Source organism: Lysinibacillus sp. NPDC058147 (assembly GCF_042884205.1).
GTDB lineage: Bacteria > Bacillota > Bacilli > Bacillales_A > Planococcaceae > Lysinibacillus.
In genome coordinates this window covers 251,493-271,197 of the sequence record NZ_JBHVUJ010000003.1, presented here as the reverse complement: position 1 = coordinate 271,197, position 19,705 = coordinate 251,493, and the positions used below count along the sequence as shown (strand labels likewise).

Below are 19,705 nucleotides of genomic sequence, written 5' to 3'. Positions count from 1 at the left end.
TAGGAGGGACACAAATGAAAGTTCGCGATATAGGGGTTTTAGGTGCGGTTATTTTAATCGTTGCGATGCTCATCATTCCTCTTCCTCCGTGGATGTTAAGTTTCTTAATCGTCATTAATATTACATTAGGATTAATAGTACTGTTAACAGCAATGAGTATGAAGGAAGCGTTAGACTTTTCTATTTTCCCCTCAGTTATTTTATTGTTAACTTTGTTCCGACTCGGACTGAGCGTTTCTACAACACGTGCCATTTTAGCCAAAGGTGATGCTGGTGCTGTTGTTGAAACGTTTGGTGACTTTGTAGTCGGCGGGAATGTACTAGTTGGTTTAGTTGTATTCTTAATTCTTGTGTTAATTCAGTTTATCGTTATTACAAAAGGGGCGGAGCGTGTAGCTGAAGTAGCAGCACGTTTCACACTGGATGCGATGCCGGGTAAACAAATGAGTATTGATGCTGATTTAAATGCAGGAATTATTTCTGAACGGGAAGCACGTGAACGACGCGAAAAAGTAGCGGGTGAAGCGGACTTCTACGGAGCGATGGATGGTGCCACAAAATTCGTAAAAGGGGATGCCATTGCCTCAATGGTCATGGTTATTATCAACTTATTATTTGGTATCATCATCGGTGTTGTGCAGATGGATCTTAAATTTGCAGATGCAGCAAATCATTTTTCTAAGTTAACGGTTGGGGATGGTATTGTCTCACAAATTCCTGCGCTACTTATCTCTACAGCAACTGGGATTGTCGTAACGCGTGCATCCTCTAAAGGTAGTCTTGGTGAAGATATTACAGGACAGTTATTTGCTCAAGCAAAACTGCTTTATGTAGCGGGTGGAACAATACTTTTACTTGGATTTTTCACACCTATTCCTCTCTGGATTACAATTCCAATTGGGGGTTCACTAATTGCTGGTGCTTATATGATGGATCATAAAAAACCAGAGGATGAAGAAGAATTACTTGAACTTGAGGAAGAAGTGGCAACAGACGGCATGAAGAGCCCTGAAAACGTTGTGAATTTATTAAATGTGGACCCAATCGAGTTTGAATTTGGCTATGGTTTAATACCGTTAGTAGATGCTGCTCAAGGCGGTGATTTATTAGACCGAGTCATTATGATACGTCGACAGTTAGCATTAGAATTAGGGATTGTCATTCCGGTTGTCCGTATTCGCGATAACATTCAATTACAACCAAATGAATATCGCATTAAAATAAAGGGTAACGAAATGGCGCGTGGTGAACTTCTGCTTGATCATTATTTAGCAATGAGTCCAGGAGATGATGATTCCATCGAAGGAATTGACACAGTTGAACCGTCATTTGGCTTACCTGCAAAATGGATTACTGAACAAGTTAAAGAGGATGCCGAAATGTTCGGCTACACAGTTGTTGACCCACCAAGCGTTGTATCGACTCACTTAACGGAAATGATTCGTGCAAATGCTTATGAATTACTTGGTCGTCAAGAGACGAAGCAGTTAATTGATCATTTACGTGAAACGCATCCAATTTTAGTCGAAGAGTTGACGCCTACACCTTTATCGACTGGAGAAATTCAAAAAGTACTGGGTAAACTTCTACGAGAAAATGTTTCAGTCCGAAACTTACCAATTATTTTCGAGACACTAGCAGACTATGCAAAGTTAACGAGCGATACCGATATATTAACTGAGTATGTACGTCAATCATTGGCACGTCAGATTACTTCTCAATACGTAGGGGACAGCACATCATTAAAGGTCATAACAGTTTCGGGTAAAGTAGAGAAAATGATTGCTGATAGTATTCAACAAACTGATCACGGAAATTATTTAGCGATGGATCCACAAGATTCTCAAACTGTTCTGGAGACTATTGCTGCAGAAGTAGAACGCGTTTCCTTTATGGAGCAATCTGCTATTATCTTATGCTCTCCAGCAGTTCGTATGTATTTACGTCAGCTAACGGAGCGTTATTTCCCGCAAATTCCAGTTCTATCATACAATGAACTTGATGCTACAGTTGAAATTCAAAGTGTTGGGGTGGTGAATGTTGAATGAAAATGAAAAAATATTATGCATCCTCCATACCAGAAGCGATGAAGCTTGTGCGTGCTGAATTAGGTGAGGACGCTGTCATTTTGAATTCAAAAGTAGTAATTACAAAAAAGTTTTTTGGAATCATTAAAAAGAAAAGTTTTGAGGTTGTTGCAGGGATTGATTCAATGGAGCCAAGTAATGTGGCTCCAACACCTGCAGTTTCACCTATAACAACACCTAAAAAAGAAAATGTAAGGTTACAAGAGATTACGAATGCTGTGCAAGCTAAAGTACAGCAACAGAATGATGCGCCTTTACATGAGGAAACTGGCATTTCTGAAGATTTGAAGAAGGAAATTGCAGATTTAAAATCTTTAATGCATTCCATGCATAAGAAGACTATCCAAGATCAATATCCCGATGAACTCTTACCCTTCATTGAATACTTAAGACAGCAGGAGCTAAGTGAGGAGCTCATCACAACGATCGGTGATGAGCTTTTTACGCATTTCAAAGAAGCGTCAGAAATCAATTTTTCTCAATGTAAGATGATTACGAAAAATTTATTGCGCAAAGAGCTAGAGGATCTCCCAATTGGGGGCTTATCCTATGAAAAAAAATATATTAATGTTTTAGGTCCAACAGGTGTCGGAAAGACTACGACCATTGCTAAAATGGCAGCTAGAGCAGTTTTAGAAAAAAAGAAAAAAATAGGATTTATCACGACAGATACTTACCGTATTGCCGCAATTGAGCAATTAAAAACGTATGCTGGACTATTGCAGGCTCCTGTTGAAATTGCCTATAATGCAACAGATTTTGAACAAGCAATCCACCGATTGGCTCATTTAGATTTAGTGTTTATAGATACAGCAGGTCGCAATTATAAAGAGGTAAAATATGTAGACGATTTACAACGTCTCATAAAATTTGATGATCAAGCAGAGTCTTTCTTAGTACTTGCTATGACAACGAAAGAAAAGGACATGGCAAACATTATAGAGCAATTCAAGAAATTACCGGTTGAAAAATTCATTTTTACAAAGATTGATGAAACAAATTCTATTGGCACAATGATTAATTTAATGATTAAATATAATAAAGGACTTGCTTACTACACGAATGGTCAAGAAGTACCAGAAGATATTGAAGAAGCTGATCTAGAAGCAGTACTAAATTTATTTTTCCAAGGTGAAGAAAAATGAGAGACCAAGCTGAAACATTACGCTTGAAAATGTTGAGACAGCAGGGCGAATTAGGTAGGGCAATTGCGGTTGTTAGCGGCAAAGGTGGGGTTGGTAAAAGTAACTTCACGATGAATTTCGCAACTACATTGGCTAATAAAGGGAAAAAAGTTGTCATCGTTGATATGGATATTGGTATGGGCAATATCAATATTTTGATTGGAAGAAATGTTTCTTATAGTTTAAAAGATTACTTGGAAGGAAATAAGTTACTAGATGAGGTAATATTTGAAGGTCCTTACGATTTAAAGTATATTTCAGGTGGGTCTGGTATGTCGGGCGTCTTAGAATGGTCAGAGGAACTGTTTGAACGACTCATTCATGCATTTGAACAGCTTCAAAAAAACTTTGATTACATCTTATTTGATATGGGAGCAGGGGCTACTAGTTGGTCATTAGATTTACTTGCCTCAATTGATGAAATCATTGTTTTATCAACAGCTGAGCCAACTTCTATAACAGATGCATATTCAATGATGAAATACATTTATATGCGAGATCCAGACAAGCAGTTTTATATACTCTGTAACCGTGCTTTTAGTAAAGAAGAAGGACTGGAAACCAATGAACGCCTAAAGCGTACGATGAAACGTTTTTTGGACAAAGAGGTTACGATATTAGGCTCATTACCTGAAGATTCTGTTGTGCGTAAGGCTGTGCGTGAGCAAGTACCCTTTTCACTTGCCTATCCAGACGCACTTATTACAAAGACACTTCACCTTATAGTGGCGCGTTTTATGGAACACCGTGCGGAGGAAATTCATGCACATGATCAGTCAGCGGGTAAATTCTTAACTAAATTAAGAAGTATTTTTTCGAAAGGACGTGATTAATTGGACTTTTTACATAAAAGCAAGCTATTAGTTGTTGATGATTCTGCTTTTATGAGAAAGCTAATTAGTGACTTTTTTGTTGGCAACTCGAAGGTTGAAGTAGTTGGAACAGCACGAAATGGGAAAGATGCGATAAAAAAGATTCAATCATTGCAGCCAACAGTTGTGACAATGGATATTGAGATGCCTGAAATGAATGGGCTTGATGCTTTAAAAGAAATTATGACTATATGTCCAGTACCTGTTGTTATGCTCTCTAGTACTACTCAACGGGGAGCAGAAAATGCCTTATCAGCAATTGAATTTGGAGCAGTAGATTTTGTCGCAAAGCCTAGTGGAACAATTTCTCTTGATTTACATAAAATCCAAACCGAACTTGTCCACAAGGTTGAACAAGCATCATTGGTACCTATTTCAAAATTAAAGAAACCTTCTAGTAGTAAAAAACAACAAGAACAGACAATAACAGCGAGTACCATTAGAAGAGAATCACTTAGTGAAGGCAGAGTGACTCCTCCTGTCAATATTTTTCCGACAAGGGTAGAACTATCAAAGCCACATGTGGAATGGAGTAAAGTAGGTCGGAAAATTGTGCTGATAGGTACTTCCACAGGCGGACCTAGAGCATTACAAGAAGTGATTACAAAAATCCCAAAATCGATTCAAGCACCAATTTTAATTGTCCAGCATATGCCAGCAGGGTTTACAAAATCTCTTGCTACTCGTCTGGATCAATTGAGTGAAATTACGGTAAAGGAAGCTGAGCAAGGAGATATTCTCCAAAACGGAGTGGCGTATATTGCACCTGGTGGGTATCATTTAAAACTTAGAAAAGTAGGTACCTCCTTTGGCATAGTCCTTGATAATAATGAACCACCTAGATCAGGACATCGCCCTTCTGTAGATGTGATGTTTGAAGATGTGAGTCAAATTACAGATTTTGATAAAGTGGCAGTTGTTATGACAGGTATGGGCCATGACGGCTCTAACGGACTTAAAGCACTAAAAAGTACTGGAAATGTAATTGCAATCGCTGAGTCAGCAGAAACTTGCATAGTGTATGGAATGCCGAAAGCAGCAGTGGAAACTCAACTTGTCGATGAAGTTGCAGATGTAGATAATATTGCACAAACAATTATGAAATATTTGCCTTAAAGGGGTGTCCTCTTATGGAAGTCAATCAATATTTAGAGATGTTTATTGAAGAAAGTAAAGACCATTTACAAGCGTGTAGTGAACATTTATTAGAACTAGAAAAAAATCCAGATGATTTGGCGATTGTTGGAGAAATTTTCCGCTCTGCGCATACATTAAAAGGTATGTCTGCGACAATGGGCTTTGAAGATTTAGCGGACTTAACTCATAAAATGGAAAATGTGTTGGATGCAATCCGAAACGAGAAAATCCATGTTTCTCCTGAAATTTTAGATGTTGTCTTTGAGTCTGTAGACCATTTAGAAGAAATGGTGATGGACATTGCGAATGGTGGAGATGGAAAACGTGATGTATCTTCTACTGTTGCTCAATTAAAGCGTATTGAATTAGGTGAAGAAGCGATTCCTGAAGTAGTAGGAACTACTGAGACACCAGCTGTTGCTGTAGCAAGTATGTTAGAGTATGATGGCTTCGAACAAACAGTTATTTCACAATCTGCTGAGCAAGGTTTCAATGCATTTGAAATTTCAGTGAAATTACGTGAGGACTGTCTTTTAAAAGCAGCACGAGTATTTATGGTGTTTGAGATTTTAGAAAAAGATGGGGATGTTATTAAATCAAGTCCATCTGTAGAAAAACTTGAAGACGAACAGTTTGATCAACAATTTTACGTAGCTTTCGTAACAAAAGAATCTGCCGAAGATATGCAGAAAAAGATTATGAAAGTTTCGGAAGTCGAAGAGGTGATTGTCTCCACTATCGAACAAAAGCAATATAGTGAAACAGAACAAGCACTTCAAGAAGTAGCAGCAACAGCTACAGCAACGGTAGAAGCGGTGGCTAAACCTGCTACTGCTCCTGAAAAAAATACTGCAGCACCTCAACCGGAAAAAGCAGCAACTCCTGCTAAGGCTGATAAAAGCCATGCGCCTGTTGGTAATAAAACAATTCGTGTTAATATCGAGCGACTTGATATATTAATGAATTTATTTGAAGAGCTTGTTATCGATCGAGGACGACTACAGTCTATTGCAACTGAGGTTAACCATGGAGAGTTAAATGAAACAGTAGAACGTATGAGCCGTGTTATGGGTGACTTACAAACTATTATTTTAACGATGCGTATGGTTCCGGTTGAAACAGTATTCAATCGCTTCCCAAAAATGATTCGTCAATTATCTCGTGATCTAAACAAGAAAATTAACCTCGAAATTATTGGCGCTGAAACAGAATTAGATCGTACAGTAATCGATGAAATTGGGGATCCTCTTGTTCATTTAATTCGTAATTCTGTTGACCACGGTATTGAAAATCCTACGGCTCGTCTTGCTAAAGGTAAACCGGAAGAAGGAACAGTTGTACTGCGTGCTTATCATAGTGGTAACTATGTCTTTATTGAAATTGAAGATGATGGAGCAGGTATTAACCGTGAAAAAGTACTTGCGAAAGCTATTTCTAAAGGTATTGTTACACAAGAACAATCATATTCGATGTCAGATAAGCAAATCAATGAGCTTATTTTGGCTTCTGGTTTCTCAACGGCAGATGTTATTTCTGACGTATCAGGCCGAGGCGTTGGATTGGACGTTGTTAAAACAACAATAGAATCATTAGGTGGAAATATTTCAATTGAATCTACACAAGATGTAGGCTCAGTATTCTCGATTCAATTACCACTAACATTATCGATTATTTCTGTAATGCTAGTAGAAATCGAAAAAGAAATTTATGCAATTCCACTTTCATCAATTATCGAAACTTCAATTATCCGTTCATCAGAAATTATGAATGCTCATAATCAAAAAGTAATCGACTTCCGTGGCAAAGTAGTACCACTAGTATTCTTAGAAGAAATCTTTGAGGTACCTCGCAAAGAACTACAGGATGATGAATTCCATTCAGTGGTCATCGTTCGAAAAGGTGAAAAGCTTGCTGGTTTAGTTGTAGATTCATTCATTGGCCAACAAGAAATTGTTCTGAAATCATTAGGAAATTACTTAACGAATATCTTTGCAATTTCAGGTGCAACAATTTTAGGTAACGGGAAAGTAGCCTTAATTGTGGATTGTAACGCACTTATTAAATAAGGTGAATGAATAAGAGAGGTGTAAACAATGACAAACGCAGTGGAACAAGAAAGTATTAAAGTAATTGTTTTTCAATTAGCAGATAAAGAATATGCGATCCCAGTGTCACATGTACAAGGGATTGAAAAACTAATGCATATTACACGTGTACCGAAAACGGCGAAATATGTAAAAGGTGTTATTAACCTTCGCGGTGTCGTAACGCCAATTGTAGATTTACGTGAACGATTTGAATTACCTGTCTCTGAGCATGAAGAAACTACACGTATTATCATTATTTCATTAGAAGATATGGAAGTAGGTTTCGTCGTAGACTCTGCAAATGATGTGTTAGACATTCCAGCGGACTCAATTGAACCACAGCCCGAAGTGGTAGGTTCATTGGAAGAAGAGTTTATTTCAGGAGTGGCTAAAATAGATAAACGATTATTAATTTTATTGCATTTAGAGAAAGTACTAAATCCACTAAAGTAGGGATCGATAATGACATATAATCAAAAGATTACATCACTACATTTAGATGTATTGAAGGAAATTGGTAATATAGGTGCTGCGCATGCTGCGACAGCACTTTCCAATTTACTTGGTAAAAAAATTGATATGCGAGTACCCAAGGTTGAAATGGTGTCATTTAATGACATGATGGAGCTTGCTGGAGGATCTGAAAATGTCGTAGTTGGAATCTATCTACGCATTGAAGGTGATGCTGAAGGTAGTATGTTCTTTATCCTGCCAATAGAACAAGCAAATCGTTTTATTCGTCGTCTCATATTTGATGAATCATTCGACTTTAAAAAACGACCTGTTTCAGAGTTAGGTTTATCAGCTATGCAGGAAATGGGTAATATTTTATCCGGCTCTTATTTATCGGCGTTATCTGACTTTACAAATTTAAAAATTTATCCAACAGTGCCAGGACTAAGTGTTGATATGTTTGGTGCTATTATTAGTATTGGTTTGATAGAATTATCACACGTTAGCGATAATGTTATCGTAATAAACACATCCATTTTTGAAGACGGTGTAGAGGATCAGGAAACAGTAAGAGGGCATTTCTTCTTATTACCAGATCCAGACTCATTTGATGCTATTTTTAAAGCATTAGGAGTTTCGTAGATGATACTAAACAGTAGTAATGGGCAAGTTATCAAAGTTGGAATTGCACAAATGGATGTAGTAAAGTTACCAAATACGATAAGAACATCAGGACTTGGGTCTTGTGTAGGTGTTATTTTATATGATGAATCAAAAAAAATTGCTGGTTTAATACATGTGATGTTGCCGGATTCGAGTTTAGGTAGACAAGAGTCAATAAATGTCGCTAAATTTGCAGACACAGGCATTGCAGCAATGATTGACTTATTAAAGTTAGAAGGCGTTCAAAAATTCAAACTAAAGGCAAAAATTGCGGGTGGTGCACAGATGTTTCAATTCACTTCAGATAAAGACTCCATGCGTATCGGCCCACGTAATGTAGAAGCTGTAAAGCAAGAGCTAAAGCGTCACGGAATTCGTTTAGTTGCCGAAGACACGGGTGGTAATAGTGGTAGAACAATTGAATTTAATCCTGCGACGTCGTCATTACATATTCGAACGGTTAACCAAGGAGTGAGCGAAATATAATGTTTGGTTCTATTTTTTATAACCTATGGGGAGCGTTAATTGCCTTTTCTCTATATTTTTTTATTACATTTCTAAAGCCCTATACACCACTACGTATTATCATAGGGTCATTTGTGGCGGGAATATTTGTGTTTTTCGTAATGTATATTGTAAGGTTTTTAATTGCCTACGTTTTATTCACACCAGAGGGCGATGAAGAAGTCGTTGAAGGTGAGCATGAAGAAAACGCATCCGACAATCACGAGGAAGAAAATCAAGAAACACAGACGGCCAACTCTGCCGTTGAGTTTCAAGATGAAAGCTCAGAAGAAATTGCTCAGGTTGTACGAACGATGATGAATCGTGAGGATGATCCACAAGTTAATAATGCTTAAAAATGGGAGTCGCGAGTAGCGGCTCTTTTTTATAGTTATCTAAATTCTTTTGCATTAGTAAGTTTTTACTATATCCAAACTAAAAAATGCCTGACACATAAATGTAAAGAATCTGTGATAGAGTACGAGAAACAAATGAAATTATAGTCGATTTTTGTTATAATATAGGAAAGAATTACAGAATGAACTATTAAATATACATCAAGGTAATATAAGACAGTGGCAAACAGACGCGTAAATGCGTTTTTCTTAGAGAGGTGGATTACATGACACAACCAATTCTGAACGATGAACAAAAGCTGTGGAACCGCTGGATAAATGAACGTGATCCAGATGCTGGTGATTTACTTATAAAAAAATATATTTCTCTAGTATCTTATCATGTACAACGAATTGGAGCTAGCTTACCAAAGAATGTATCGCGAGATGATTTAACGAGCTTAGGTATGGTAGGTCTTTTTGACGCGTTGAATAAATTTGATATTAATAGAGACTTGAAATTTGATACATATGCCTCTTTTAGAGTAAGAGGAGCAATTATTGATGGTTTACGTAAGGAAGATTGGTTGCCACGCTCTGCACGTGAGAAGGCGAAAAAGTTAGATGCACAGATTGAACAGTTAGAACAAAAATATATGCGTCATGTAACACCTGAGGAACTTGCTGAACATATGGCTTTACCTGTTGAGGATGTTTACCAAACTGTACAAGAGCATTTCTTTTCAAATGTTCTTTCCATTAATGAGCAGCAAGATCAAGATGAGACTGATGGAAAGTCATTTGTTATTCGTGATGATACGACTAAAACACCTGAGCAAGCTATAGTTAAGTCAGAATTGCTTGGGGATTTAGCGGAAAATATCCAAAAGCTCAATGATAAGGAGCAGCTGGTGCTTAGTTTATTTTATTCTGAGGAATTAACATTAACAGAAATTGGAGAAATGCTTGAATTATCAACATCACGCATTTCACAAATCCACTCTAAGGCGTTATTAAAGCTACGGAAATTATTATCCAATGAAATGATTAATGCATAATAATCCTTATATACATATCATTGAAGGAGGGAGTCATATGAGTTTAAAGGGTGTCGAATTACAAATAGCTATTCCAAAAACGTTTGAAGCAGGAAAAATGGCTGATCAGGCACAACAACAAACTTTGGCTCAGCAAGTACATGCAAATGAAGCGTTAAAAAAAGAAATAGAACGCAAGCAAAAAGTTGTGAATACTTCAGAAGGTATGGATGGGATTAGTGAAGATGAAGAAGCAGGTGGCGAGTATATAAAAGGTACTCGAAAAAAGAAAAATAAGGATGACGAGAAGCGTGAAAAGCAGGCGCAGCATCCGTTTAAAGGGAATTTCGTGGATTTTAGTGGATAGGAGTTTACTATGACAATCATACTAATTGCAGTTCTATTTATTTTACAGCTAATTTCATTTTACTTCCTTATTATATTAAATACGAAGCTAGCAAAATTTAAGGACTTAGAAAAAAAGCAGGAGCGCTTAATGAGTGAAATGGATGATACCATCAGTGTCTATTTAGCTGAGATGAAAGATGAAAATGATCGCCTAATTCAAGAGCTGCAAAGAGTTTCTAAGTCTGAAACTAAAACGAATGCTGTGAAACAGGAAGAACAGATTGTGAGACAGGAGCAGGCGCAACCACCTTCTCTGAAAAAGGAAGAAAGCACAGTAGACGGTCCTATTAGTCTAGATAATGAACAGCGTATTTATGTGCCCAAAAATATCGTAGCCAATGCGTATTCACGTCAGCAGCAAACTGGAGCTAAAACTGAAGCGAAGGTGGTACATTCGAAGCAACAAGCAACTGATGCAACCAAAAAGCAAGAAGCTAAGCTAAAGCCATTAACAGTGGAACAACAAGCTATTGAATTAGCGAAACAAGGTAAAACACCAGAAGAAATTGCCAAGCAGCTGCAAAAAGGAAAGACGGAAATCGAGCTTTTATTGAAATTTCACCACTAAAACAGTTGCGAATGGGATAAAGCTATGATATAGTTGCAAATGGTGTTATTAATACACACGCATTTTGATGTAGTAAGTGGTGCTCTAAGCATAGGGTAGCTTGTTGCAAGTGATAAATGCGGAGGATAAAAACCAAACATACTAGGAGGAAATTCACATGTCAGTAATTTCTATGAAACAATTACTTGAAGCTGGTGTACATTTCGGTCACCAAACTCGTCGTTGGAACCCAAAAATGAAGAAATATATCTTCGTTGAGCGTAACGGGATCTACATCATCGACTTACAAAAAACTGTTAAAAAATTAGAGGAAGCTTATGACTTCATGCGTCAAGTTGGTCAAGACGGTGGTAAAGTTCTTTTCGTTGGTACGAAAAAACAAGCACAAGAAGCGATCAAAGATGAAGCTGAACGTTCAGGCAACTACTACATCAACCAACGTTGGTTAGGTGGTACTCTTACAAACTTCGGTACTATTCAAAAACGTGTTGCACGTATGAAAGCAATCGAAAAAATGGAAGAAGAAGGAACTTTCGAAGTTCTACCTAAAAAAGAAGTAATCCAACTTAAAAAAGAACACGAACGTCTAATCAAATTCTTAGGCGGTATCCGTGATATGCACGATCTTCCAGACGTAATGTTCGTGGTTGACCCACGCAAAGAACGCATTGCTGTTGCAGAAGCTCGTAAATTAAACATCCCTCTAGTAGGTATTGTTGATACAAACTGTGATCCAGATGAAATCGACTACGTAATCCCTGCTAATGATGATGCTATTCGCGCTGTTAAACTTTTAACTGCTAAAATGGCTGACGCTTTAATCGAGTCAAAACAAGGTGAAGAAGAAGCTCCAGCTGTAGAAGCTGCTGCTGAGTAATTCACGTTTACAAAAAGGTGATAAGTGGCTCAGGACCCTTATCACCTTTTTTAGAACTTATCACTAAAATTTGTACAACCAATTTGAGGAGGAAACACTAAATGGCAAACATTACTGCACAATTAGTAAAAGAATTACGTGAAAAAACTGGCGCTGGAATGATGGATTGTAAAAAAGCGTTAGTACAAACTGATGGCGATATTGATGCTGCAATCGATTTCCTACGTGAAAAAGGTCTTTCTTCAGCTGCTAAAAAAGCTGACCGTATCGCTGCAGAAGGTACTACTTACATTTTAGAACAAGGTAACGAAGCAATCATCCTTGAAGTAAACGCTGAAACAGACTTCGTTGCTAAAAACGATAAATTCCAAGTATTAGTTGCTTCTTTAGCTGAGCAATTACTTGCTGCTAAACCTGCAACAGTTGAAGCTGCATTAGAGCTTACAAATGCTGAAGGTGTAAAAATTGTTGACCAAATTTCAACTGCAGTTGCAACTATCGGTGAAAAAATCACTCTTCGTCGTTTCGAAGTGAAAACAAAAACTGATGCAGATGCATTCGGTTCTTACTTACACATGGGCGGCCGTATCGGTGTATTAGTTGCTTTAGAAGGTTCTACAGACGCTTCTGCTGCTAAAGATGTTGCTATGCATATCGCAGCTATTAACCCTACTTATGTTTCTCGTGATGAAGTTTCTGCTGAAGAAGTTGAACGTGAGCGTAAAGTATTAACTGAACAAGCTCTTAACGAAGGTAAACCAGAAAACATCGTAGCAAAAATGGTTGAAGGTCGTCTTGGTAAATACTTCGAAGATGTTTGCTTACTTGACCAAACGTTCGTTAAAAACTCAGATCAAAAAGTACGTGACTTCGTTGCTTCAACAGGCGGTTCAGTAAACGGCTTCGTACGTTACGCTGTAGGTGAAGGTATCGAAAAACGTGAAGATAACTTTGCTGAAGAAGTAATGAGCCAAGTTAAAGGTAACTAATTTAGCTTGCGTTTGATCCTAACCAAATAATATCTAGATTTTTCTAGACAAAAGAATGGGGAACACAACATAGCGTGTTCCCTATTTTTCCGAAATGAACGGAAAAAAAGATAAAATTGGTTCATCCACCAAAAGTTGTGGATGTTTGTTAAAACGTATACTATATATATAAGTTGATCGGGGTGGAGACTGGGCAGGAAAGCGCCCGGTCGGAATAGAAATCAACCACTCGTTATGGTTATGAGCCATATAATTTCCTATTCTGCCTTATTCATAACTAGCAATTATTGTTATTTATACTATAATGGAAAAGGGAATAGAGATGTTTTAAATAAAGTCTGACGGAGGTTTACAATGAGTGTGCCACAATATAAACGAGTAGTTATAAAATTAAGTGGTGAAGCGTTAGCTGGAGAAGCGGGCTTCGGTTTATCACCAAAAATAATCAAGTCTGTTGCAGAAGAAGTAAAAGAAGTAGTAGATCTTGATGTAGAAGTTGCTGTTGTTGTAGGTGGCGGTAATATATGGCGTGGAAAAATCGGTAGCGAAATGGGGATGGATCGTGCAGCAGCCGACTATATGGGTATGCTAGCAACGGTTATGAACTCTTTAGCGTTACAAGATGCACTAGAGAAATTAGGAATTGAAACACGTGTACAATCTTCAATCGTAATGACACAAGTAGCAGAGCCATATATTCGCCGTAAAGCAGTTCGTCACCTAGAGAAAAAACGTGTAGTAATTTTTGCAGCAGGTACGGGTAACCCATTCTTCTCTACTGATACTACAGCTGCATTACGTGCAGCTGAAATCGACGCAGATGCGATTTTAATGGCAAAAAATAATGTAGATGGTGTTTATTCTGCTGATCCAAAAGTAGATGCAACTGCCATCAAATATGATACACTCACATACTTAGACGTTATCCAACAAGGCTTACAAGTAATGGATTCGACAGCTTCTACTTTATGTATGGATAATGATATTCCGTTAATTGTCTTCTCAATTACGGAACCGGGTAATATTAAACGTGCCGTTCAAGGCGAGAAAATTGGAACAGTTGTTAGGAGGAATGCATAATGGCTAAACAAGTTTTAGAACAAGCTAAAGAAAAAATGAACAAGACAATTGCTGCTTTTACACGTGAACTATCTTCAATCCGTGCAGGTCGTGCAAATGCTGCTCTTTTAGATCGCATTACGGTTGACTATTATGGTGCACCAACACCAATAAATCAGCTTGGTGGTGTTTCGGTACCAGAAGCACGTTTATTAGTTATTACACCTTACGATAAAACAATTTTAGGTGAAATCGAAAAAGCGATTATGAAATCAGATATTGGTATTACACCAACAAATGATGGATCTGTTATTCGTTTAATGATTCCTGCTTTAACAGAAGATCGTCGTAAAGATCTTGTGAAGCAAGTGAAAAAAGAAGCAGAGGATGCAAAAATCGCTGTACGTAATGTTCGTCGCGATGCTAATGATGATCTTAAAAAACTTGAAAAAGCTGGCGAAATCACAGAAGATGATCTACGTGGCTACGGTGAAGATATTCAAAAATTAACGGATGAATTCATTGTTAAAGTAGACCAAGTAACGAAAGATAAAGAAAAAGAAATTCTAGAAGTGTAAGCAATTATTTGCTTTGCATATCTATGATGGAACTTTTTGATGAGATGAAGGCGTCCTATAAATAACAGGACGTCTTTTCTCTTTACTGTTAAAAGTTATATACAGTAAACTTTAATTATTTTAGAGAAAAAATCTTTCATCTATTATTGCTTTCTTTTAAAATTAAAAGAAATACATTATTGAAGATTGAACGAAATAAGGGAAACAATACCCCTTTTTAACCTTAAGTTGAGCGAGCGTGATAAAAGCCTTAAAAGCCCTTCTTTATAAAGAGTTCATCACCAAAAGCTGGAATGACATTTTAGTGAAAACATATGTCGAGTTAAGTTGATTTTCGATTCGACTGTGCTCAGTAGTAACGAAAATGGAACAAGACGATAAGGTGATAATCCTAAAATGTGTGTAGTTCTAAAATAAGATAGTTCATACATAGTCAATTTAGAGGGAAAAAAAAGACAAAAAGCGCTTTTGTTTGTTATGATAGGTTAGTATACGTCCGATTAGTTGTAGTGGGGGAGTTAGCATGTTTAAAAAGCTATTAGGTAAACAAATAAATATGGATTCACTATCATTGGAGGAACGTGTTGCCCTTGCTAAAAACGAGCCGATTCCTGCCCATGTAGCGATTATTATGGACGGAAATGGACGTTGGGCGAAAAAGCGTGCCATGCCACGTATTGCTGGACACCATGAAGGTATGAAGACGGTACGAAAGGTAACTAGATTTGCATCAGATCTAGGTATTAAAGTTTTAACAGTGTATGCGTTCTCTACAGAAAATTGGAAGCGACCAAAAGCAGAGGTCGATTTTCTAATGCGTCTACCTGTAGAATTTTTAGGTTCCTTTTTACCTGAAATGATGGAACGTAATGTACGTGTTGAAATGATAGGAGATCCATCTTTGTTACCTGCACATACGCAAAAAGCGTTGTATGAGGCGATGGAGGAGACTAAGCATAATACAGGATTAATTCTAAATTTTGCTCTGAATTATGGAAGTCGTTCGGAAATGGTTAGCGCCATGAAAACAATGCTTCAAAAGGTGCAGGACGGTCAGTTAACGATGCAAGACATAACGGAAGAATGCTTGACATCTCATTTAATGACGGCTCATCTGCCAGAGCCAGATTTATTAATTCGTACAAGTGGTGAAGTACGATTAAGTAATTTTATGTTATGGCAGCTCGCCTATACAGAATTTTGGTTTACAAATACATTGTGGCCAGATTTTAGTGCGGAAAACTTACTGGATGCGGTGGAAAACTACCAGAAACGTAATCGCCGTTACGGTGGGTTGAAGGGAGAAGAAACAACTTGAAACAACGAATTATCACGGCAATAATTGCAGCAGCACTATTTATTCCATTTGTTATCTATGGAAAAGTGCCATTTACAATACTTGTGCTTGCAATGGCTGTTGTCGGCTTTTATGAAATACTAAAAATGAAAGGTATTTCACTTTTTTCAGTGCCTGGTTTTTTAGGGCTACTAACATTAATATTCCTTGTTATTCCAAAGGACTGGTCGAGTAAGGTAGTAGATGCAATTGGCTATTCCTCCGATTTAATGGTTGTGTATGGTCTAATGATGCTATTGCTCATATACGTAGTCCTTGTAAAAAATAAAATTACATTCGATGAAGTTGCATTTATTTTATTAGGTGCGTTTTATGTTGGGTTAGGATTCCATTACTTAATCGAAACACGAAGCTATGGTCTAGAGTTTGTCGTATATTGTTTACTTGTAGTTTGGACAACTGATTCAGGTGCATATTTTGTTGGAAGAAAGATAGGCAAAAATAAGCTATGGCCAGAAATCTCACCGAAGAAAACCGTGGAAGGTTTTGTAGGGGGAATTGTCATTGCAGTAATCTTTGCTGTTGGGATGCAGGCAATTTATCCATTTAGGGATGGCTATGTCTCACTTATTTTCATTACAATCTTTGCGTCAATTATTGGTCAAATGGGCGATTTAGTGGAATCTGCTATCAAGCGTCATTTTGACGTAAAAGATTCAGGCAAAATTTTACCTGGACATGGAGGTATTTTAGATCGCTTTGATAGTCTATTATTCGTCGTGCCTTTACTACATTTTTTGCATTTTTTTAGTAACTAGGAATGATAGCTACTCATCGGTCGCCTATAGGAAACATCCAGTCGGAACCGAAATCAACTCTACGTTATGGTGATATGCCATAACAATAGCATTTTCCTCTAAACAGAGTGATAATAATCGTGCTATATCATTTGCTGAGATAGAAAAAGGGGACAATTTGTCGTGAAAAAAATTAGTTTACTTGGTGCAACTGGTTCAATCGGTTGGCAAACCTATGATATTTTAAAAGAACAACGCGATGCCTTTCATTTAGTGGCGTTTTCTTCAGGGAAAAATATCGAAAAAACTCGTGAAATGATTGAAACTTTAAAGCCTGAGCTTGTATCTGTTCAATTAGAAGAAGATGCAATTATGCTCGCTAAAGAATATCCACAAGTACATTTTACGTTTGGTGCAAAAGGGCTTGTAGAGGTCGCTACACATCCTGATTCAACGGTGCTTGTAAACGCGGTTCTTGGAAGTGTTGGACTAGAATCGACATTAGCTGCAATTCGCATGGGCAAAACAATTGCCATCGCCAATAAAGAAACACTTGTAACCGCGGGACATTTAGTGATGGCTGAGGCCAAGAAATATAATGCAGCAATTTTGCCGGTTGATAGTGAGCATTCTGCGATTTTCCAATCGATGAATGGTGAGAATCCGAAAAATATTGAACGTTTAATTATTACAGCTTCTGGTGGTAGCTTCCGTGACAAAACACGCGAGGATTTGAAGCATGTAACGGTTGCGGATGCGCTAAATCACCCGAACTGGTCAATGGGTGCGAAAATTACGATAGATTCAGCTACAATGATGAATAAAGGACTAGAAGTCATTGAAGCACATGTCTTATTTGATATGCCTTATGATAAAATTGATGTACTTTTGCATAGAGAAAGTATTATTCACTCCCTAGTTGAGTATCATGATACTAGTGTCATTGCACAGTTAGGTACGCCGGACATGCGTGTACCTATCCAATATGCATTAAGCTACCCAGATCGTATGCCGCTGCATAACGGACAACGACTTAATTTAGCACAAATTGGTCAGCTACATTTTAAAGAAATGGATTTTGAACGTTATCCAGCATTGCGACTAGCATATGAGGCTGGGCGCACAGGCGGTACAATTTTAACAGCAATGAATGCAGCGAATGAAGCGGCAGTTGCGGCATTTTTACAAGGGAAAATAACATTCCTTGAAATTGACGAAACGATTGAGCGTGTCATGCAAGCACATAACAACATATTAGTGCCAGATTTGCAAACAATTTTGCATGTAGACAGTGAAACAAGAAAAACAGTGTTAGACATGGTAAAATAAAGAGAGAAGATATCGTTAATTATTCGCTTTTAAAGGTGGGGTATTATGCAAACAGCTATTGCATTTATTTTAATATTTGGCCTACTTGTATTCTTCCATGAATTTGGTCACTTCTTGTTCGCAAAACGGGCAGGGATTATGGTTCGAGAATTTGCAATCGGTATGGGACCAAAAATTTATGGGAAAACACATGGTGAAACAATCTATACGATACGTTTATTGCCGATTGGTGGTTACGTACGTATGGCTGGTGAGGACATGGATGGCGCTGAATTACAGCCGGGCTATCGAGTAGGGCTTATTGTAGATGAAGATAATGTGGTAAAGAAAATTATCTTTAATCAAAATAATAAGCAATTACCAGATCTGTTATTTTTAGAAGTTGAGCGTGCTGATTTAGAAAAGGATTTGTTTGTAGAAGGCTATGATGAAGAAGAAAATTTAGTTCGTTATAATGTTGCAAGAGATTGTATTCTCGTAGAAAACGGTAAAGAAACGTTAATTGCACCATACGATCGTCAATTTAACGCTAAAACAGTCGGTCAACGAGCTATGACAATCTTTGCTGGCCCGTTATTTAACTTTATATTAGCTTTTATTATTTATATGTTGATTGGATTAATTCATGGTGTACCTACGTATGAGCCAATCATCACAGAAGTAGTAGATAATGATCCGGCTGCACAAGCAGGAATGCTTGCAGGAGATAGAGTAGTTGGCATTGATGGACAAGTAGTTAAAAAATGGCAAGACCTGGCTGCTATTGTACAAGATCACCCAGGTGAAAATATTAATGTAACAGTTGATCGAAATGGTCAGCAAGTTAACCTAAATATGAAGGTAAAAGAAGTAGAACAAAATGGCGAAAAATATGGTCAAATAGGGGTTAAGTATGAGAGCCCACGTGAATTTAATCCATTAAAGGCTGTTGTTTATGGCGCTCAAGAAACTTATAATATGACTGCTAAAATATTTGAATTGCTTGGTATGTTAATTACCGGTAAATTCACAATAGATGCTCTATCAGGTCCAGTAGGAATTTACAAAGCGACAGAGCAAGTAGCTCAATATGGATTCATCAATTTAATGAATTGGGCTGCAATGTTAAGTATTAACCTTGGAATTATGAACTTACTACCGCTTCCAGCACTAGATGGTGGGCGACTATTGTTCTTTGGCTTCGAAGCAGTAAGAGGTAAACCGATTGATCGTCAAAAAGAGGGTCTTGTGCATTTTGTTGGTATCGTACTATTGATGATCTTAATGGTCGTAGTTACATGGAACGATATACAAAGATTTTTCTTTTAACTAAATGAAGTAAAGTTAAGTTTTTCAAGTAAAACATATTTAAAGGAAGCCCTGGCAATTACGCCATGGTGAAAATTGATTGAAAAAACATAGCTTTGAGCGCAATTTTTTTGAAACATTGCGTTCAAAGCTAAAT

The 19,705-nt window shown here is 37.5% G+C and carries 20 protein-coding genes; all 20 read left to right on the top strand.

Going from position 1 to position 19,705, the window contains the following annotated elements:
- Window positions 1-14: 14 nt before the first annotated feature.
- The 20 genes from flhA (at window position 15) to rseP (ending at window position 19,569) form a co-directional block, all read left to right on the top strand.
- Complete coding sequence (gene flhA, locus ACFVT8_RS10830) at window positions 15-2,048, top strand: flagellar biosynthesis protein FlhA (protein WP_387080001.1); 2,034 nt, start codon at window positions 15-17, stop codon at window positions 2,046-2,048.
- Window positions 2,045-3,232 carry a flagellar biosynthesis GTPase FlhF gene (flhF, locus tag ACFVT8_RS10825; RefSeq protein ID WP_387080002.1) on the top strand — a complete coding sequence of 396 codons (1,188 nt, stop codon included), beginning with the start codon at window positions 2,045-2,047 and terminating at the stop codon, window positions 3,230-3,232. The genes flhA and flhF overlap by 4 nt, the downstream gene beginning before the upstream one ends.
- A complete protein-coding gene (locus ACFVT8_RS10820; protein WP_387080003.1) occupies window positions 3,229-4,104 on the top strand; it encodes a MinD/ParA family protein in 876 nt (291 codons plus the stop codon). Before flhF ends, ACFVT8_RS10820 begins: the two co-directional genes overlap by 4 nt.
- On the top strand, window positions 4,105-5,259 hold the full coding sequence (locus ACFVT8_RS10815; RefSeq protein ID WP_387080005.1) for a protein-glutamate methylesterase/protein-glutamine glutaminase: 1,155 nt from the start codon (window positions 4,105-4,107) through the stop codon (window positions 5,257-5,259).
- A gap of 14 nt (window positions 5,260-5,273) precedes the next feature.
- The gene (locus ACFVT8_RS10810) at window positions 5,274-7,346 is read left to right on the top strand and encodes a chemotaxis protein CheW (RefSeq protein WP_387080007.1); all 2,073 of its coding nucleotides are present in this window, start codon (window positions 5,274-5,276) and stop codon (window positions 7,344-7,346) included.
- 27 nt (window positions 7,347-7,373) lie between these two features.
- Window positions 7,374-7,820 (top strand): chemotaxis protein CheW, encoded by a 447-nt coding sequence (locus tag ACFVT8_RS10805; protein WP_370042849.1) that lies wholly within the window; start codon window positions 7,374-7,376, stop codon window positions 7,818-7,820.
- A gap of 9 nt (window positions 7,821-7,829) precedes the next feature.
- The gene (locus ACFVT8_RS10800; RefSeq protein ID WP_132357421.1) at window positions 7,830-8,462 is read left to right on the top strand and encodes a chemotaxis protein CheC; all 633 of its coding nucleotides are present in this window, start codon (window positions 7,830-7,832) and stop codon (window positions 8,460-8,462) included.
- Window positions 8,463-8,969: a chemotaxis protein CheD gene (locus tag ACFVT8_RS10795; protein WP_387080009.1), complete on the top strand. Its 507-nt coding sequence runs from the start codon at window positions 8,463-8,465 to the stop codon at window positions 8,967-8,969.
- Complete coding sequence (locus tag ACFVT8_RS10790; RefSeq protein WP_387080011.1) at window positions 8,969-9,343, top strand: hypothetical protein; 375 nt, start codon at window positions 8,969-8,971, stop codon at window positions 9,341-9,343. Before ACFVT8_RS10795 ends, ACFVT8_RS10790 begins: the two co-directional genes overlap by 1 nt.
- Window positions 9,344-9,609: 266 nt before the next feature.
- Window positions 9,610-10,380 (top strand): FliA/WhiG family RNA polymerase sigma factor, encoded by a 771-nt coding sequence (locus tag ACFVT8_RS10785; RefSeq protein WP_387080013.1) that lies wholly within the window; start codon window positions 9,610-9,612, stop codon window positions 10,378-10,380.
- Window positions 10,381-10,417: 37 nt separating this feature from the next.
- Window positions 10,418-10,726, top strand: a complete 309-nt coding sequence (locus ACFVT8_RS10780) for a hypothetical protein (protein ID WP_053483277.1) — start codon at window positions 10,418-10,420, stop codon at window positions 10,724-10,726.
- 9 nt (window positions 10,727-10,735) lie between these two features.
- Window positions 10,736-11,335, top strand: a complete 600-nt coding sequence (locus ACFVT8_RS10775) for a hypothetical protein (protein WP_387080014.1) — start codon at window positions 10,736-10,738, stop codon at window positions 11,333-11,335.
- Window positions 11,336-11,492: 157 nt separating this feature from the next.
- A complete protein-coding gene (gene rpsB / locus ACFVT8_RS10770; protein ID WP_132357415.1) occupies window positions 11,493-12,212 on the top strand; it encodes a 30S ribosomal protein S2 in 720 nt (239 codons plus the stop codon).
- A gap of 101 nt (window positions 12,213-12,313) precedes the next feature.
- A complete protein-coding gene (gene tsf, locus ACFVT8_RS10765; protein ID WP_387080016.1) occupies window positions 12,314-13,201 on the top strand; it encodes a translation elongation factor Ts in 888 nt (295 codons plus the stop codon).
- A gap of 354 nt (window positions 13,202-13,555) precedes the next feature.
- The gene (pyrH, locus tag ACFVT8_RS10760; protein WP_387080018.1) at window positions 13,556-14,281 is read left to right on the top strand and encodes a UMP kinase; all 726 of its coding nucleotides are present in this window, start codon (window positions 13,556-13,558) and stop codon (window positions 14,279-14,281) included.
- Window positions 14,281-14,838 (top strand): ribosome recycling factor, encoded by a 558-nt coding sequence (gene frr, locus ACFVT8_RS10755; protein ID WP_387080019.1) that lies wholly within the window; start codon window positions 14,281-14,283, stop codon window positions 14,836-14,838. Before pyrH ends, frr begins: the two co-directional genes overlap by 1 nt.
- A gap of 523 nt (window positions 14,839-15,361) precedes the next feature.
- Complete coding sequence (locus tag ACFVT8_RS10750) at window positions 15,362-16,156, top strand: undecaprenyl pyrophosphate synthase (protein ID WP_387080020.1); 795 nt, start codon at window positions 15,362-15,364, stop codon at window positions 16,154-16,156.
- Window positions 16,153-16,953, top strand: coding sequence for a phosphatidate cytidylyltransferase (locus ACFVT8_RS10745; protein ID WP_387080022.1), 801 nt, complete (start codon window positions 16,153-16,155; stop codon window positions 16,951-16,953). The genes ACFVT8_RS10750 and ACFVT8_RS10745 overlap by 4 nt, the downstream gene beginning before the upstream one ends.
- Window positions 16,954-17,115: 162 nt before the next feature.
- On the top strand, window positions 17,116-18,261 hold the full coding sequence (gene dxr, locus ACFVT8_RS10740; RefSeq protein WP_387080023.1) for a 1-deoxy-D-xylulose-5-phosphate reductoisomerase: 1,146 nt from the start codon (window positions 17,116-17,118) through the stop codon (window positions 18,259-18,261).
- A gap of 45 nt (window positions 18,262-18,306) precedes the next feature.
- Window positions 18,307-19,569 (top strand): RIP metalloprotease RseP, encoded by a 1,263-nt coding sequence (gene rseP / locus ACFVT8_RS10735; protein WP_387080025.1) that lies wholly within the window; start codon window positions 18,307-18,309, stop codon window positions 19,567-19,569.
- Window positions 19,570-19,705 lie beyond the last annotated feature (136 nt).

Coding starts and splice junctions, on each gene's coding strand:
- ACFVT8_RS10805 (WP_370042849.1), top strand. CDS start 7,374: ATGACAAACGCAGTGGAACAAGAAAGTATTAAAGTAATTGTTTTTCAA.
- ACFVT8_RS10785 (WP_387080013.1), top strand. CDS start 9,610: ATGACACAACCAATTCTGAACGATGAACAAAAGCTGTGGAACCGCTGG.
- ACFVT8_RS10810 (WP_387080007.1), top strand. CDS start 5,274: ATGGAAGTCAATCAATATTTAGAGATGTTTATTGAAGAAAGTAAAGAC.
- ACFVT8_RS10775 (WP_387080014.1), top strand. CDS start 10,736: ATGACAATCATACTAATTGCAGTTCTATTTATTTTACAGCTAATTTCA.
- ACFVT8_RS10795 (WP_387080009.1), top strand. CDS start 8,463: ATGATACTAAACAGTAGTAATGGGCAAGTTATCAAAGTTGGAATTGCA.
- ACFVT8_RS10780 (WP_053483277.1), top strand. CDS start 10,418: ATGAGTTTAAAGGGTGTCGAATTACAAATAGCTATTCCAAAAACGTTT.
- ACFVT8_RS10820 (WP_387080003.1), top strand. CDS start 3,229: ATGAGAGACCAAGCTGAAACATTACGCTTGAAAATGTTGAGACAGCAG.
- ACFVT8_RS10800 (WP_132357421.1), top strand. CDS start 7,830: ATGACATATAATCAAAAGATTACATCACTACATTTAGATGTATTGAAG.
- pyrH (WP_387080018.1), top strand. CDS start 13,556: ATGAGTGTGCCACAATATAAACGAGTAGTTATAAAATTAAGTGGTGAA.
- rseP (WP_387080025.1), top strand. CDS start 18,307: ATGCAAACAGCTATTGCATTTATTTTAATATTTGGCCTACTTGTATTC.
- frr (WP_387080019.1), top strand. CDS start 14,281: ATGGCTAAACAAGTTTTAGAACAAGCTAAAGAAAAAATGAACAAGACA.
- ACFVT8_RS10750 (WP_387080020.1), top strand. CDS start 15,362: ATGTTTAAAAAGCTATTAGGTAAACAAATAAATATGGATTCACTATCA.
- tsf (WP_387080016.1), top strand. CDS start 12,314: ATGGCAAACATTACTGCACAATTAGTAAAAGAATTACGTGAAAAAACT.
- rpsB (WP_132357415.1), top strand. CDS start 11,493: ATGTCAGTAATTTCTATGAAACAATTACTTGAAGCTGGTGTACATTTC.
- flhA (WP_387080001.1), top strand. CDS start 15: ATGAAAGTTCGCGATATAGGGGTTTTAGGTGCGGTTATTTTAATCGTT.
- flhF (WP_387080002.1), top strand. CDS start 2,045: ATGAAAATGAAAAAATATTATGCATCCTCCATACCAGAAGCGATGAAG.
- ACFVT8_RS10790 (WP_387080011.1), top strand. CDS start 8,969: ATGTTTGGTTCTATTTTTTATAACCTATGGGGAGCGTTAATTGCCTTT.